Below are 16,188 nucleotides of genomic sequence, written 5' to 3'. Positions count from 1 at the left end.
ACAATATGTTGGCTTTTTTATTTTTAATTCAGATAGATTCTCTATTTTTGAGTAATCCAATACTTTAAGACGCATGCAATTTCAAGCTATTGATACAGTTGAATCAATTTCAAAAGAAGATTTCATCAAAAATTATCTCAAAAAAAGAAAACCTTTGTTATTGAAAGGTTATGCAAAGAATTGGAAGGATTTTGACAAATGGAATCTCGATTATATCAAAGAAAAAGCCGGCGAACAAGTTGTGCCTTTATACGATAGTAAACCTGCTGATGCTAACAAAAGTTCGGACACTCCTGCTACACATATGAAGTTTAATGAATATGTGGATTTGATCAAAAAAGAGCCTTCTGATTTGAGAATTTTTTTCTTTATTATCAAAGATAAAATTCCCGAATTACTCAAAAATTTTGCTTATCCTGATCTTGGTTTAAAATATTTTGAACGTTTGCCTACCTTATTTTTTGGAGGAAGTGAAGCTAAAGTTTTGATGCATTATGATGTCGATATGACGGATTTTATTCATTTTCAGTTTCAAGGAGATAAACGAATTTTGTTGTTTGATCCAAAACAATCCAAAGCTTTATATAAAGTCCCTCTTTCGGTACATACGATTTACGAAATCGATTATGATCATCCCGATTACGAAAAATTTCCTGCTTTGAAACACGCAAAAGGTTTTGATTTTGTAATGAATCATGGTGATGCGCTATTTATTCCGCGAGGTTATTGGCATTATAATCGTTATTTAGAAGCTGGATTTTCGATGTCTTTACGCGCTTTCCCTAATGAATTTTTCCAAGTGATGAATACCGTTTATCATGTTTTTATTATGCGTTACACCGATAAATTAATGCGTAAATTATTTCAATCGAAATGGATTAATTTTAAAGAAAAATGGGCAATAAAGAAAAGTCATCGTTATTATGGAATTGAGAAATAAGATTTGAAAAAATTATTAAAAATAAAAAAATCCGTTCGATAGTCGAACGGATTTTATATTTTTCCTAAAAAAGCAGTTTTTAGTAAGCAGCGTCTTTGATACGAGCTTTTTTACCACGTAATGCTCTGAAGTAGAAGATACGAGCTCTACGAACTTTACCTTTTTTGTTTACTTCAATTTTTTGTAACGCTGGCATGTTAACTGGGAAGATACGCTCTACACCAACATCTCCAGACATTTTACGGATTGTGAAAGTTTCTGTAGTTCCTTGTCCTCTTCTTTGGATAACAACCCCTTTAAAGAACTGAACACGAGTTTTTCCACCCTCTGTAATTTCTTGATAAACTGTAATAGTATCACCTGCTGCGAAAGCTGGGAACTCTTTTTTAGCTACGTATTTCTCTTGTACGTATTTTACTAAATTTTCCATTATTATAATTTCAATTTATTTGAATTGAGCAACTTAAACGTCTTTCGTCAGAGGTTGAACAATGTGGGTGCAAAATTAATCAAAAATCTTGATTATACAAATGATTCTCTTACTTTTATGAATGAATTTTTATTACATCATCTTCAAAAGTTTGATTTTCTAATTTAGCAATGATTGATTTCATCGCTAAAAGTCGAGCCGCTTTTTTATCATCGGTCTCAATTTCTATCCAAAGCGAATTTGCAGTTCCTGTTTGTTGAAACATTTTATCAATATAATTGGTATAAACATCCCACAATTCTTGCGCTTTTTGATCCAACGAACCTAATTTCCATTGCTTCAATTCATCATCTTTTCGGTCTTGTAATCGTTCTGCTTGTTCTTCCTTCGAAATTGAAAGAAAAATTTTAATCAGAATAATTCCATCATCTTGTAAAAGTTGTTCTACTTCTACAGCTTGTTTCATAAATTTTGAATACTGATCTTCCGTACAAAACCCAAAAACTGGCTCTACAACAGCCCTATTGTACCAAGAACGATCAAAGAATACAATTTCACCTGCATTTGGTAATTCTTTAAAATATCGTTGAAAATACCATTGTCCTTGTTCTATTTCGGTCGGCTTTGGTAATGCTTCAACGCGATATTTTTTTGGATTTAGAAATTCTGTCACACGAGAAATTGTTCCTCCTTTTCCAGCCGCATCTCGACCTTCTAAAATGATTAATACACGTTTATTACCTTGAATAACTTTAGATTGTATTTCTAACAATTTTTCTTGAAGTTCCTTCAGTTCTTTCTCATAAGCAAGTTGTTCTTTGAACTTCTTTTCTTTTATAATATCATGTTTAACCAAAAAATCAATGATTTCTTGTTTATTATTTATTTTCTCTAAATCGTTTAAATCAAATTCGGCCATAATTATAGATTTGATGATTAATTTTCTTCTTCTAAGTTTTGATGTTTCAAAATACGTTTATTTTTATCATCATAAGGTATTTTAGACAAAATATATTCCATCGCTTCTACTCTAGCTTTGTACTTTTTGTTGGCATCAATGATTTTCCAAGGAGCAACATCTGTATTTGTTTTCTCAAACATTACATCTTTATAAGCGGAATAAACATCAAATAAATCTTGCGCTTTTTGATCAACAGAGCTATACTTCCATCGTTTGGTTGGTGAATTTACAATATCTGCAAAACGTTTTGCTTGTTGTTCTTTTGTAATCGAAAAATAAATTTTAATCAAATATATACCTGAATTAATCCACATTTTTTCGACATCATTTACTTCGTTCATAAACGTTTCATATTCATCATTAGAACAAAAGCCATTTACAGGCTCTACAACAGCTCTATTGTACCAACTTCTATCAAAAAAGACTATTTCTCCTTCACGAGGAAGTTGACGAACATATCGCTGAAAATACCATTGTCCACGTTCTACTTCATTAGGTTTTGGTAGCGCTATAATTCTATGCTCACGAGGATTTAGATGTTCTACAATTCGACGAATTGCACCACCTTTTCCAGCTGCATCTCGACCTTCAAAAACAATCACTACTTTCCGTTTATTTTCGGCTATCCAAGTTTGTAATTTTATCAATTCTTCTTGTAATTGCTCTATCCTATTTTCATATTTTACAGTACGCAAGGCTTTCGCAAAATTCAATTTCCCATGATCAGATTGCAAAAGTCCAACAAGACCTTTTTTGGTTTCGATTAATTTTAAATCTTTCGGTTTTAACTCCATTTTCTTACTATTTAAAATTAATGATTCAGTTCTTTTACCATTCGATAATAACGCTCAATCACATTTGGATCCACCATCAAATTTACTTCAGCATCCTCTTTTCCTTTATAATTAAACAAAGAAAGCACATAACGAATAGATTCTAATCTTGCCGCATTTTTATCATTTGCATTGACAATAATCCAAGGCGAAAAAGAGTTGTGTGTCCGCGTAAACATTTGATTGATATAATGCGAAAATTCGTCCCAAAGTTCCTGTCCTTTTGCATCAACTGGACTATATTTCCATTTTTTAAGCGGATTATTTAACCTCGAATCAAAACGTGCTTGCTGCTCCTCTTTCGTCACAGAAAACCACAATTTGATAATATATGTCCCAGATTCGTACAACATATGTTCAAATTCCGAAACTTGCACCATAAATTGCTCATATTGTTGCTCTGTACAAAACCCCATAACTGGCTCTACAACCGCCCTGTTGTACCAACTTCTATCAAAAAAAACAATTTCCCCAGCATTTGGTAATTCTTTGATATAACGATTGAAGTACCATTGATTTTGCTCGACTTCTGTAGGTTTATTCAATGCAACAACACGCATAGAACGCGGATTAAGATGCTCGCGAAAACGGCGAATTGTTCCTCCTTTCCCTGAAGCATCTCGTCCTTCGAAAATAATTGCAACTTTTTTCTTTTCTGTCGAAATCCAATTTTGAAGATTTACTAATTCTGATTGCAGTTTTAATAATTCATTTTCGTATTCAAATTTCTTGAGAACATTTTTATATAAAGGATTTTCTTCTTGATTTTCAACTAAAAAGCTCATCAATTCTTCGGTTGTTGTAAAATCTAAAATCTTACTTTTTTTCATAAATATTTATAGATTGTAAAATCTTTTTTAAGGTAAAAATTTTACAGAACATAAAAGTGAAGATTATGATAAATCTTTCTTTTAAAATCATAAATTTTATCATATTCAACCTCAATCAATTTGGTTAAATTTGTCACTAAATTAGTTTTTTGCGCATATTATTTTTCATATCACTCATATTTTCTATCGCATTTCGTCCTTTAATGCCGGTGATAGATTATGTTTTGAATTATGAAGAAATCGCAAATGAACTTTGTGAAAATCGAGAAAAACCTGAATTACTTTGTAATGGTTTTTGCTATTTGAAAGAAGAAGTTTCGAAAAGTGAAAAAAATCAACCTGAAAATCATTTTGTAAAAAATTCGGTCAAAATTTTAGATGCGATTGTTCCTCAAAAACAAATTATTTCTCCAAAAAAATATTTTACGCAAAAAAATAAATTATCAACTGATTATTATCTAGATATTAATTCTAACTATATTATTCGTTTAATTTTTCATCCACCAATTGTTTAGTTTTTCTTTTATAAACCTGAATTACAGAATAAGATAACAATTAATTAAAAACAAATAAACAATATAAAATGAAAAACTTAAAAAATATATTCGCTTTAATCGTAGTAGGATTTGCATTATTTTCTTGTAACAAAAAGCAACCAAAACAAGAGAATTTTGAAGTAAAACATGTTTCTCACCAAGAAATGAAAGCAGCAACGAAATTGGATGTTGCGGTTGTGAACGAAGCTGATCCAATTTGTGGAATGAAAACTGCTGAACATTTAAGTGATACAGCTAATTACCAAGGAAAAACGTATGGTTTTTGTTCGACAATGTGCAAGGAAGAATTTCTAAAAAATCCAGAAAAACATATTCATGAATAAACAATTAATAGCCGTTATTGTTATCATTTTAGGCGTTATAGGAACTGTTTTTTGGTTAAAAAATAAGCCAAAAGATGAATTATACAATGTGATGAAAGTTCCAGAATTTTCGATGACGAATCAAAATAATCAAACGATTACAAATCGTGATATGTTAGGAAAAGTGTACGTTGTAGAATTTTTCTTTACAAGTTGTCCAACGATTTGTCCTGTGATGAGCCATAATTTACGTTCGATAGAAGATGAAATAAATGATACAAACCTTGGTTTTATTTCAGTTACGATTGATCCAAAACGTGATAATCCTGCTCGTTTGTTAGAATATGCGAAACAAATTGGTGTAAAATCGCCGAATTGGCATTATTTGACGGCTGATAGAGAAAATATTGAGCAACTTTCGGACAAATTCAATATTTATGTTGGAAAAGACGAAACAACTGCCGAAGGTCTGAATCACAGCGGAAAACTTGCGTTGGTTGATAAACAAGGAAATATCAGAAGTCGATATGACAAAATGGGCGTTCCAATATTGTTTTATTCGGGATTGAATTACAAAGATCCTGAAGGAAAAGAACCTTCATTGGGCGGAAAATATCATCCTGAAATAGAATTTTTAAAAGAAGATATTAAAAAACTTCTTGCAGAATAAAAACAAAATCCCGCCTAGTTTTTAAGCGGGGTTTTTCATTATTTCACACTCTGCTTATATACATAACCTTCTGTTCCTGTATTGTAAACTTTTACTTTATACCAATTTCCTTCCTCTGTTAAATAAATCAATTTCGTATTTAATTTTACACTTTCCAAAATTGAATAATTTGTTCCAGGACCTTTTCTAATATTGACTGTTTTATAAATCGTATATAGAAAATTGTTTTCCCTTAAAGTCGAATTTCCATTATAATATTTAACAGCAACTTTGTTTGTTTTAGTTGAATATGAATTACTCGATTTACTCTTTTTAGATTTCTTTTTTGAAGAGTTAGAAGAATAACTTTTTTTACTTGTAAAACTTGTACTACATACGCCACAACTCCCTCCAGAATTACAATGACCACATCCAGAACAATTAGAACAAGCTGTACAATAAGCTGAACCTGTGCAACCTCTATTATGTATACTTTTATCTTCTTTCCCGAATAAGAATAAAGTTGGAATAACAATTCCTAATCCTAATAAAATTATATAGATATTTCTTTTCATTAATTATAGTTTTCAATTGTTTGATGCAACGAATCGCGATGATGATAAATTTCTTCTAAAGAATTTATATTGATTTTTTCACCAGAATCCTTTCCATTATGGAATAATTCAATCAAATTTCGTGTTGCTCCAAAATGAAAACGACAAATTGGTTTTCTATTATTATCATCTAATAAAACCCCAAAATAGGATTGTGTGTCACGATAAGCAATACGATCAGCTTCTATCTTCTCTCTCAAAATCGCCTTTACAATCTGAAAAGCTTCCAATTCTTCTTCTGTTGTTACGATTTTAGAAACTTCGATATTATCATCAATTGTAGACGTTTTAGAATCATCAACTTGAATTGTTTCATTAATTTCTAACGCAGATTTTAATCTTGAACTAATAGATTCTGAAATAGTTGTTTTTAAAGCTCTCTTTGTATATTCTTTAAATGCAGCCATTCGATTAGCTGTTAATGGTCTGTCATAAAATTTACTTACCAATAATTTAACTAATTCATCAGAAGGATTTTCGATTTCTTTTTCAAATTCTTTTCGAATTGCCTTGATATATTTTAGTGTTTCAGCAGAATCAAGAATTGATTCTAAATTATAATCATTCTTTGAAAAACTTTCTAAAACTTTGAGCGAACTATCTTTTAGATCTTCAAGATTAATTGTCAAAAAAGGTTTATCATCCATAATATTTGGTTGCTCCAAATCGGTATAAAAATTATATACAATTCCATTAGTCAAAACACCAAATCTTGCTTTAGAAACATGATAATAACGATGAAGTTGAGAATTATGTGCATCTGCATTCTCACGCCAATGTTTACACTCTATAATCAAAATTGGTTCATCATCTCTTTTGATTAAATAATCTACTTTCTCCCCTTTTTTCGTTCCGATATCAGCAATATATTCTGGAATAACCTCTGTTGGATTGAAAATATCGTAACCTAAAATCTGAATAAAAGGCATCACAAAAGCATTTTTTGTCGCTTCCTCAGTCATTATTTGATCTTTCAGACCATTTACACGCTGATGTAATTGTTCTAATTTTAACTTTAACTCCATAACTTTTTATTTACATTCATATAGTTGAGTAAAATTAAATAACATAAATAATTAAAAATTACGGTTTTACGTAAAACTAAGAATCCTCTTCCTTAATAATTAAGAAAGAGGATAATTTTGGAATATTATTAAGATTAAATCACAGCAAACTCTTGCTCTATTTCAGCTTTCAAAAATGATTTGTATTCATTTTGATAAGCATCTATCCGCTCTGGCGTTGCATTTTTCTCGATATCATGAAAGTGAAAACTATTCAATCTTGTCATTCCTGTAAATTCATTCATTTTATGGAATCCAAATAAAACACCTTCATCAACAGATTTTTGCTCAAAAAACTCACCTTCTAACGTAAAAGCTTCTTCTGGCGCGTTCCAAGTACTTGTTACCATATATTTTTTTCCGTGCATCAATCCACCTTTTCCGTAATTAATTGCAGGATTTATTCGCGAACGGCCATCACTAGCGTACATTCCATTATTGTGTCCTGCTGTAAAAACATCATCTATGTAAAACTTTAATCGAAAAGGAACTTGAAACCACCAAATTGGCACATGATAAATAATCAAATCTGCCCATTTAAAATTCTCAACTTCTTCTTTTGGATCAAATTCATCATTAATATCTGTTATTCGAATATCTAATCCTAAATCTTTTAAAATTTCTTCTGACCAATTTGTAATAGAATGATTTAGCTTTCCGCCTGAATGTGCATATTTAAGACCGCCGTTTATTATAAAAACATTTTTCATTGTATTTTCTTTTTTGATGAGACAAAATTCCAACAAGTTTTTCTATTATTAAAATAACTTAAATTATATATTTGTATCATAATTATTATAGAATGAGAAAACAATATCATTTCAGAAAAATTGATAACAAACTATACGCATGGGATGTAGACAATTTAATTTTTCTAACAAAGGAATTAGAAATCGAAAATATTGATTTGTCTAAAATAAATGAGTTTGAAGAAACCTATTGGTATAATGAAGAAGGAGATTCGCCGACATGCCGTTCTATCACGCAACATATAAAATTAGTAAATGATTCAGACTTAAATTATCCAATTATTGTTTGTCCTGATGGAAAATTGATGGACGGAATGCATCGTGTTGTAAAAGCAAATTTATTGGAGTTGAAAACGATAAAAGCGTATCGACTTTCGACTTTACCAAAACCCGATTATATTGATGTAAATCCTGACGATTTACCTTATGACGAAAATTAAAATTTAGAAATTATGCAATCAAATTTTGAATGGTTCAGAACGTTTAAAGCAATTTACGAAACAGGAACTTTATCAGCCGCAGCGCAACAATTATTTATTTCACAACCTGGTGTTAGCTTACATCTCAATTCGTTGGAAGCCTATACGGGTTACAAATTATTTGATCGATCGGCGCGAAAAATGGTACCGACTGAAAAAGGAAAAATTTTGTATAATTTTATTTTAGAACCGATTCAAAAATTAGCTGCTGCAGAGCAACATTTTCATAAACGAGCTGATAAAGATCGTGCAACAATCAGCATAGGAATGTGTTTTGAAACTTTTCAATATACATTAGAGGAACATGTTTCTGATTTAGATTTTAACTTAATTATCAAATTTGGAGATTATAAAATCATGCACCAAGATTTGGATAATGGTTTATTGGATTTGGTTATTACTCCTCAAAAAAGTACTCACAAAAATCTTTGTTATCATCCTTTTTCGAAAGAAAAAATCGTTTTGATTGCAGGAAACAATACAGATTTAACTTCAATCGAAAAAAGTTTAAACCATAAAGATTATAAAGCTTTAAAAAATGAATTAAAAAATAATCTTTGGTATAGCACAGCCGCTGATATGGAACATTTAAAACATTTTTGGTTAGAAAACTTTAAGGAGCATCCAGATTTCAAACCAAATTATATCGTTCCAAATATCAGTTCTATTATTCGTTGTTTGAGTGATGGAAATGGTTTTTCTATTGTTCCTGATTTTTTATGCCAAGAAGCAATAAATTCTGGTAAAATAAAATTGGTTTGGCAAGGTGAAAAACCATTGGAAAATACACTCTATTTTGGTTCCCGAAAAAATACGATTTACGAAAAAGAAATTGCGCAATTACAACAGATTTTCGAGAATAAATGGTGTAAAGATTTGGGTTAAATGCTTCCCAAATCTTTAAAAAATGCAACCAATTGATGATTACTTGTAATTTGTAGCGACTCTTTTAATGAGCCCAATCTCTTTTCTACACTGCTTTGACTTGCTGGCTTGATATTATTTTGTTTTAAGTGATTTGGAATATCTTTTAACAAAATTCCATTCGAAAGTAACGAAACTAATGTGACATCATATGAAGTAATTTCATACGTATTTTTTTGTTTTATACTACGTTTCATGTCCAATTCCAAATGCATTCCATCCGCAAAAACAGTTTGTATCGCTTTTTTCAATTCTTTCGAGTCTTCTCTTCCTTTCGCCACAAACCCATCTATATGGTATTCTTTGAAAAGATTATCCACCATATCCGCTTTCTTTTCTACCGAAAAAACAATCACTTTCAAATTTGGCTGAATCGCTTTTACTGCTTCAATTAAATCTCTTCCCCCTTTCAAGTTTTGCTCGCGATGATCTTCTTCAAAAGACAAATCAGAAATCAATAAATCATAAGGTTGATCGTCGTGCAGTGCTTTTTTCACTTTCAAGAATGCATCATCACAATAAAAAGCATAATCAGGATTTTCAACTTGTAAATCTTTTAAAACTTTCTGAACCGAAATATTAAAACTCTCAAAATCTTCTGCAATTAATACTTTTTTAAACATACTTTTTATTTAGGTTATTGAATTGGAAATATGATCTTAATTTTTAGACCATTCACATTTTCAGTTTCAAAAATAACATCTCCGTTTAGATTAGAAATACGTGAAACCGTATTTTGCAAACCATTTTTAGGTTTTAAATCCGAAATTCCAATTCCGTCATCCGAATAATTGATAATAATTTGCTGATTTTCTTCTTTAAAATTTAATATAACTCGTGAAGCTTCGCTATGTTTTTTCATGTTCGTCAACAATTCTTGCATCACCAAAAAAACCTCTGTTTTAGCATAATCTTGTACATTCCTCCAAAGTTCTTTATCATTTCCAATCAAATATATTTTGACTTGTTCCGAATCATAAGAACTTATCAACTGTGCTAATTTTTCGGCAAAATTTTCTTGTTGATTTTCATCGATTTTGTCATAAGAAATATCGCGCGAAATTTCATAAACAACTTCCAATTTATCTAGGATTTCATCACGATTAAATTCTGATTTATTCTCAATATCAGACATCACATGATAAATTCCGTTCGCCACTTTATCGTGTACTTTTTTAGAATATTTCAGTTCCGTTTTCTTAACTTCCAAAACCTTTTCTTGCTCTAATTTTTGCTTTCTTTTTCTGTACAAAAAATATCCAAAAACAAACAGAACGATCAATAAACCGATTAGAATATAAAGTTTTAAAATATCATTTTTCTTCTTTTCGTTTTCTGCTTCAGCTTTCAAAAAATCTGCACGATTTTTCTCCGAATCATAACGCACCAACGCAAATTGATTTTTCGCTCTGTTACGTTCTAACTGAATACTATCATTTAGCTTTTGATAAGCTTCAAAATATTGTTTTGCATTTGTTGGATTTTCTAATAAAATAAGTTGCTGATAAACTTCTAATTTATCGTCTACACTCTTATTCTCAAACGCAATTTGTTTTCTTTTATAAGCGTAATCCAATGCTTTTTTATGATCTAAATTTGAAAAATAATCTGTTAAATGCGCATAACTTGCATTTTGTCCCCACAAATCATTTTCCTTTAATCTAATATTTAATGCTTTATTTAATTCATTTACAACATTCGATTTATTGTCTTTTAACCATTTGGTATATGCTAAATTATCAGTAATTCGCGCATATTCTTTTGGATTTTCAATTGTAGTCTTATCTTTTAATAATTCCTGGTAAATATTTATCGCTTCATCATACTGCTTATCGTAACGATAACTATTTGCAATATTATTTTGATTGATAATATAAACATCTTTTTCTGTAGAAAAATCAATTGCTTTTTTATAATAATTTATAGCTTCTTTATAAATTCCTAATTCATGTGTACTTTGTCCTAAAATATTATACGCACTAGAAAGAGTTTCTCTTTCATCTTTTATTCGAGGATTTAATAATTTTATTGAAGAAATAATCAATTCTTGACTTCCAAACCAATCTCCTTGATCTTTAGATACAAAAGCCATATTAATCAAACATTTTGCTGCTTGATGTTTATTTTTATTATTATTTTTTATTAACTCTGAATATGCTTTATTGAAATAAATATAAGCACTATCGTTTTTTTGTTTTTCATAAAAATCCCATGCAATATCGTAAGCTTTATTATCTAAGTTACTTTGCTTAAACTCTTTGTTTTTAGTTTGTTGACACGAAACTATTAAAATTATTAAACCAAAAAATAAAATTTTTCTCAAATCATCATATTTACAATCTAAAGCTAAATAAAAAACGGATAGATTACTCTATCCGTCTATAATTTATTTTTTTGGTGGATTATGACCATTTTCTCCATTTGTATCACCGTCTATACTATCGATTGAAGTTTGTACAATTGGATGTTGATCTTGTGAAATTGTGTTTGCATTTTGGTTTGGAAAAAAGAATCCCAATAAAGCGAATAATAATTGTAACATAGCTTAAATTTTTAATTTTTTGATATACGTGCTCTTCCTCGCAAAACAGATTGCAAGTAGTGTACACGAGAAAAAAAGAAGCGCTTCTTTAGTGGGAAGTTTTTTGTAGTCTTGAGAACAATTCAGGAAAAATGCTTCCCTTCAAATCACCTCAACTATTTTCGAGACTACGTTTTCAGAAATCAAGTTGTTTTGTTTTTGTTTTGATTTCTATTGCAAAGTAAATACAAAACACAAAGTCGCTGTTAGACAAACAATAGACAAGTTTTGGACAATTATTGGACAGCCCGTTTTACGGGAAACCGTAATTTATTTTGTCCAAAATTTGTCTACTTTGTAAAAGAATTAAAAGTGAAATGTCTACGAAAAAAGATCTATTCGAAAAAGTTTTTGAGAAAGCAAAAAATGAATGTGGGAGTTCAAGTAAAAATGCATTATCAACTTATCTAAATACAATTTTTATTGATGATTATAATTTCCCGATTAGCACAAAAACGATTTCGAGATATTATGAAGCATTCGAGAAAAATGAAATTAATGATAAGAATATTTCTATTGATGTATTAAATATTCTTGCTCATTATATCGGTTATGAAAGTTTTGGAGATTTTAATCAAAAAAATCAGCTGATAAAAAGTGATGAAAAAGAAGTTAATGTAGAAGAAATCGTATCGGTAAAACCAATAATAGATGATAATATTCCTGAAGAGGAATCAATAATTAATCTTCCATCAAAAAAGAATAATTTCTTTGAGAAAATAAAACTTCAACGAAATAAAGTAATTGCTGGAAGTGGCATTGCAACTATTTTGGCTAGCGGAGGATTATTTCTTAATTCAATCAATCAAAATTCGTCTTGTATGATTTGGAAAGAAAATCATTATGAAGAAATAGAATGCGAAGAAACTTCGCCTCAAATGAATGCTGTTCCATATAACGAAACTGTTTTTCAATTGAAGAAAATCACAAAACCTGATACTTTAAATTTTGAAAATGCACTTGATAAAGTTTGGTATACAAAGAAAAATGGTGAAGTAGAATTTTATACAAATTACGGTTTACATCCCGAAAATGGCAAAACATTGAAACCTGTCACAAAATATATTTTAACTAAATATGTCTTAAATAATGAACAATAAAAAACACTCAACATACGAGATGAAGAGTGTTTTGATTGTTAGAAATGATATATAAAATTTAGAAAATTTTAAAAAGAATACGAATACTAAATGTGATCACTAAAAAAGCTACAGCCAAAATAGCTACTTTCTGAGGTATTTTGCCTGCTAATTTCGCTGCAATTGGCGCTGCTAAAGCTCCTCCAATTATTAAACCTGCAATGATAAAACCATGACTTACGCCCAAAGCTGCAAAAAAAGTCAACGATGCAGAAAGTGTCACAAAAAACTCGGCTAAACTAACTGTTCCTACTACTAAGTTTGATTTTTTTCCTTTTGCTAATAAAGTTGATGTCACGACAGGTCCCCAACCTCCACCACCAAAAGCATCTAAAAAACCTCCGGCAAATCCTAAAAACCCAACTCGTTTTACTTTTTTGCGTTCGATTTTTTTTCTGAATGCTAAAATAATTAATCGAATTCCGATGATTAAGGTGTACGAAGCCAATATTCCGTAAGTAATGGTTTCGTATTTGTTTCCCAAATAAACCAATAATAATGATCCCGAAACTGCTCCAATAACGCCTGGAATAGCCAAAGCAACCAATAATTTTTTGTTTACATTTCCAAATCTATAATGCGAAAAACCACTAATTCCGCTCGAAAACATTTCGGCAGTATGAATACTACCACTTATTGAAGGCAGATTAACGCCAAACAACATCATACTTGTGGAACACGTTACACCATATCCCAAACCAACGGCTCCGTCGACCATTTGAGCGAAAAAACCAACAGCCAACATAATGTAAAAAACATTTGGAATGTGAATCACAAAATCTTTCGCTTCCGAAAAACTTACGATTGATGACAAAGCATATCCTAAGAATAATGCAAAAAATATCAATGTAATTTCGGTTACTAAACGTTTGTATTTTTTAGTCGATTTTTTTCCTTCAAATGAAGAAGTTAAATGATTCAAATCGGTTAGTTTTTGATTAAAATCTCCTTTGTGATTATTTCTAATTTTATTTAAACTTTCAATGTTTTCATCAATTGAATCTGGAATAACATCAGAAAAATATTCTCTCAAACGTTTTGCCATAACAGGAGATTGTCCATTTGTGGAAATCGCAATTTTAAGATGACCTTTATTCACAATCGAACCTAAATAAAAATCGCACAAATCGGGCTGATCAGCTGCATTAACCAAAATTCCTTTTGCATTTGCTTTTTGCTTCACTTCTCTCGAAGTTTCATTATTATCGGTTGCGACAATCACTAAATCTACATCTTCCAAATCACTCGATTCGAACGCATGAGTTTCATGTTGAATTGATGGATATTGCAAAAAAACATCTTTCAATTCTTGTTTAAATTCCTTTGCTACAACTTTCAAATTGACTGAAGGATTTTGTTTGATTAGCGTCGAAACCTTTTCTAATCCTACATTTCCTCCTCCAACAATCAGGAAGCGCAAATGTTCTGTTTTTAAAAATATCGGGAATAAATTATTTTTCATTGTTCTTAAAGCGATTTAACTAATTAACCGAAAAATATTTTCGATAGGTAAAATCTCCGAATGTTTCATTGTCTATTTTTTCTTTTGTATAACTTTCGAAAACTTGGTCTAACTCATTCAAAATCTCAGTCTCATTGACTTTTTCTTTGTAAATTTTGTTCAAACGAACACCATATCGATCGCCTCCCAACATCAAATTATAATGTCCAGCAGAAGTTCCGACAAAACCAATCTCCGAAACATACGAACGACCACAACCATTTGGACAGCCCGTCATACGAATCGAGATATCATCATTTTGAAGTTGATGTTTTTCTAGCAAAGGCTCTATTTTAGTCACTAATTCTGGTAAATAACGCTGTGCTTCCGCCAAAGCCAATGGACAAGTTGGTAAAGCTACGCATGCCATCGAATTTTTTCGAAGCTCACTAATATCTTTGTGGATAGAATATTTTTCTAAAAGCTGTTCAACTTTAGCTTTATTTTTAGTTGAAATTTCACCTAACAATAAATTTTGATTCGCTGTACAAATGAAATTATTGATATTTAATAAAGCCAATTCATGTAAAAATGCTTTCTGATTTGGCTGAACAACTCCATTCTCCACAAACAAAGTGTAATACCACATTCCGTTATTCACTTGTCGCCAATCATAAATATCAGAACGCTCCGTAAATTGATAGGACTGAGAAGGCTCTAATTTAAAACCAACACGTTTTTCTAATTCAGACTTGAAACCATCAACCGTTAATTTATCAACTGTATATTTTAATCGCGCTAATTTTCGATCTCCACGATTCCCAAAATCACGCTGAATTGTCAACACTTCATAAGCCAGTTTCAACACTTTTTCTTCAGAATCAACAAAACCAATTTCGGTTGCTAAACGCGAATATGTATTTGGATTTCCGTGAGTTGTAGACAAACCTCCACCAACAGCGATATTGAAACCTTTCAATTCATTATTTTCGATAATCGCAATCAGTCCCAAATCATTTGCAAAAACATCTACATCATTAGTTGGCGGAATAGCAATTGCAATTTTAAATTTTCGGGGTAAATAGCGGTCTTCGTACAAATCATCTTTCTCTGTTTCGCGTTCGTAAATCTTTTCATTATCCACAAAAATCTCATAATAAGCTTGTGTTTTAGGCAACAAATGTTTTGATAATTTATCTGCATATGCATGAATTTGAGCATGAATAGACGAAACCAACGGATGAGAACTCGCAATTACATTTCGGTTCACATCACCACAAGCCGCGATAGAATCTAACTTTGCTTGGTCAAACGATTGTAAAGTTGGACGCAATTGATGTTTCAAAATTCCGTGCAATTGAATGGTTTGACGCGTTGTAATTTTCAAAACGCCTGTTCCATATTGTTCAGAAGTTTCGTGAATTGCCAACCATTTATCAGCGTCAATAATTCCACCCGGAATACGTAAACGAATCATAAAAGAATACAATTTGTCTAACTTTTTTTCTGCGCGTTCTTCTCGTCTATCGCGATCATCTTGCACATACATTCCGTGAAATTTCACCAAAGCTTCGTCATCTGCACGCACATTTCCGGTGTGATTATCCAGCTCTATACTCTCTTTTAACGTACCGCGAAGTCCGTCACTTTTTATTTTAATTCCTTCAATAGGAGATTGTTTTTCTATACTCATTT

19 protein-coding genes are annotated in these 16,188 nt (G+C 30.7%); 7 read left to right on the top strand and 12 right to left on the bottom strand.

All coding sequences use genetic code 11. From position 1 onward, the window contains the following. The first annotated feature begins 73 nt into the window (after window positions 1-73). The gene (locus N5D90_RS03970) at window positions 74-940 is read left to right on the top strand and encodes a cupin-like domain-containing protein (RefSeq protein WP_038332299.1); all 867 of its coding nucleotides are present in this window, start codon (window positions 74-76) and stop codon (window positions 938-940) included. Window positions 941-1,019: 79 nt separating this feature from the next. On the opposite strand, the gene rplS is transcribed toward N5D90_RS03970, so the two are convergent. The 4 genes from rplS to ppk2 (N5D90_RS03950) all read right to left on the bottom strand — a co-directional run bounded on the left by rplS (window position 1,020) and on the right by ppk2 (N5D90_RS03950) (window position 3,949). After that, window positions 1,020-1,370 (bottom strand): 50S ribosomal protein L19, encoded by a 351-nt coding sequence (gene rplS / locus N5D90_RS03965; protein ID WP_019975296.1) that lies wholly within the window; start codon window positions 1,368-1,370, stop codon window positions 1,020-1,022. A gap of 115 nt (window positions 1,371-1,485) precedes the next feature. Next, a complete protein-coding gene (gene ppk2, locus N5D90_RS03960) occupies window positions 1,486-2,289 on the bottom strand; it encodes a polyphosphate kinase 2 (RefSeq protein ID WP_280061639.1) in 804 nt (267 codons plus the stop codon). Window positions 2,290-2,306: 17 nt separating this feature from the next. Beyond that, window positions 2,307-3,125, bottom strand: a complete 819-nt coding sequence (gene ppk2 / locus N5D90_RS03955; protein ID WP_280061638.1) for a polyphosphate kinase 2 — start codon at window positions 3,123-3,125, stop codon at window positions 2,307-2,309. A gap of 17 nt (window positions 3,126-3,142) precedes the next feature. Then, window positions 3,143-3,949 carry a polyphosphate kinase 2 gene (ppk2, locus tag N5D90_RS03950; protein WP_407932333.1) on the bottom strand — a complete coding sequence of 269 codons (807 nt, stop codon included), beginning with the start codon at window positions 3,947-3,949 and terminating at the stop codon, window positions 3,143-3,145. A gap of 248 nt (window positions 3,950-4,197) precedes the next feature. Between ppk2 (N5D90_RS03950) and N5D90_RS03945 the strand changes: the two genes are divergently transcribed. From N5D90_RS03945 to N5D90_RS03935, 3 genes are all read left to right on the top strand, one after another. After that, window positions 4,198-4,509, top strand: coding sequence for a hypothetical protein (locus N5D90_RS03945; RefSeq protein WP_280061636.1), 312 nt, complete (start codon window positions 4,198-4,200; stop codon window positions 4,507-4,509). Between the two features lie 68 nt (window positions 4,510-4,577). Beyond that, window positions 4,578-4,874: a YHS domain-containing protein gene (locus tag N5D90_RS03940; protein ID WP_280061635.1), complete on the top strand. Its 297-nt coding sequence runs from the start codon at window positions 4,578-4,580 to the stop codon at window positions 4,872-4,874. Further along, window positions 4,867-5,523, top strand: a complete 657-nt coding sequence (locus N5D90_RS03935) for an SCO family protein (RefSeq protein WP_280061634.1) — start codon at window positions 4,867-4,869, stop codon at window positions 5,521-5,523. Before N5D90_RS03940 ends, N5D90_RS03935 begins: the two co-directional genes overlap by 8 nt. Window positions 5,524-5,561: 38 nt before the next feature. Here N5D90_RS03935 and N5D90_RS03930 read toward each other — a convergent pair whose 3' ends face one another. The 3 genes from N5D90_RS03930 to N5D90_RS03920 all read right to left on the bottom strand — a co-directional run bounded on the left by N5D90_RS03930 (window position 5,562) and on the right by N5D90_RS03920 (window position 7,890). Continuing rightward, entirely contained in the window at window positions 5,562-6,077 is a 516-nt protein-coding gene (locus N5D90_RS03930) for an SH3 domain-containing protein (RefSeq protein WP_280061633.1), read from the bottom strand. After that, entirely contained in the window at window positions 6,077-7,141 is a 1,065-nt protein-coding gene (locus N5D90_RS03925) for a type I restriction endonuclease (RefSeq protein ID WP_280061632.1), read from the bottom strand. Before N5D90_RS03925 ends, N5D90_RS03930 begins: the two co-directional genes overlap by 1 nt. A gap of 134 nt (window positions 7,142-7,275) precedes the next feature. Beyond that, window positions 7,276-7,890 carry an NAD(P)H-dependent oxidoreductase gene (locus tag N5D90_RS03920; RefSeq protein WP_280061631.1) on the bottom strand — a complete coding sequence of 205 codons (615 nt, stop codon included), beginning with the start codon at window positions 7,888-7,890 and terminating at the stop codon, window positions 7,276-7,278. Window positions 7,891-7,982: 92 nt separating this feature from the next. Here N5D90_RS03920 and N5D90_RS03915 point away from each other — a divergent pair, with 92 nt between their 5' ends. Then, the gene (locus N5D90_RS03915; RefSeq protein ID WP_280061630.1) at window positions 7,983-8,369 is read left to right on the top strand and encodes a hypothetical protein; all 387 of its coding nucleotides are present in this window, start codon (window positions 7,983-7,985) and stop codon (window positions 8,367-8,369) included. Between the two features lie 12 nt (window positions 8,370-8,381). After that, the gene (locus N5D90_RS03910; protein WP_038332317.1) at window positions 8,382-9,293 is read left to right on the top strand and encodes a LysR family transcriptional regulator; all 912 of its coding nucleotides are present in this window, start codon (window positions 8,382-8,384) and stop codon (window positions 9,291-9,293) included. On the opposite strand, the gene N5D90_RS03905 is transcribed toward N5D90_RS03910, so the two are convergent. The 3 genes from N5D90_RS03905 to N5D90_RS03895 form a co-directional block, all read right to left on the bottom strand. Continuing rightward, window positions 9,290-9,955: a response regulator transcription factor gene (locus N5D90_RS03905; RefSeq protein WP_125348814.1), complete on the bottom strand. Its 666-nt coding sequence runs from the start codon at window positions 9,953-9,955 to the stop codon at window positions 9,290-9,292. The two genes, N5D90_RS03910 and N5D90_RS03905, sit on opposite strands and share 4 nt — an antisense overlap. A 14-nt stretch (window positions 9,956-9,969) precedes the next feature. Next, entirely contained in the window at window positions 9,970-11,655 is a 1,686-nt protein-coding gene (locus N5D90_RS03900; protein WP_280061629.1) for a tetratricopeptide repeat-containing sensor histidine kinase, read from the bottom strand. A gap of 63 nt (window positions 11,656-11,718) precedes the next feature. Beyond that, window positions 11,719-11,874, bottom strand: coding sequence for a hypothetical protein (locus tag N5D90_RS03895; protein ID WP_280061628.1), 156 nt, complete (start codon window positions 11,872-11,874; stop codon window positions 11,719-11,721). Between the two features lie 356 nt (window positions 11,875-12,230). On the opposite strand from N5D90_RS03895, the gene N5D90_RS03890 reads away from it, so the two are divergent. Beyond that, window positions 12,231-13,013, top strand: a complete 783-nt coding sequence (locus N5D90_RS03890) for a hypothetical protein (protein ID WP_280061627.1) — start codon at window positions 12,231-12,233, stop codon at window positions 13,011-13,013. Between the two features lie 58 nt (window positions 13,014-13,071). Here the strand turns inward: N5D90_RS03890 and N5D90_RS03885 are convergent, their stop codons facing one another. After that, window positions 13,072-14,514 (bottom strand): TSUP family transporter, encoded by a 1,443-nt coding sequence (locus N5D90_RS03885; RefSeq protein ID WP_280035569.1) that lies wholly within the window; start codon window positions 14,512-14,514, stop codon window positions 13,072-13,074. A gap of 19 nt (window positions 14,515-14,533) precedes the next feature. Further along, window positions 14,534-16,186, bottom strand: a complete 1,653-nt coding sequence (locus N5D90_RS03880; RefSeq protein ID WP_280061626.1) for an NADPH-dependent assimilatory sulfite reductase hemoprotein subunit — start codon at window positions 16,184-16,186, stop codon at window positions 14,534-14,536. Between the last annotated feature and the right edge of the window lie 2 nt (window positions 16,187-16,188).

It is taken from the genome of Empedobacter sp. GD03797, assembly GCF_029842105.1.
Lineage (GTDB): Bacteria > Bacteroidota > Bacteroidia > Flavobacteriales > Weeksellaceae > Empedobacter > Empedobacter falsenii_C.
This window is presented reverse-complemented; position numbering and strand designations above follow the sequence as displayed.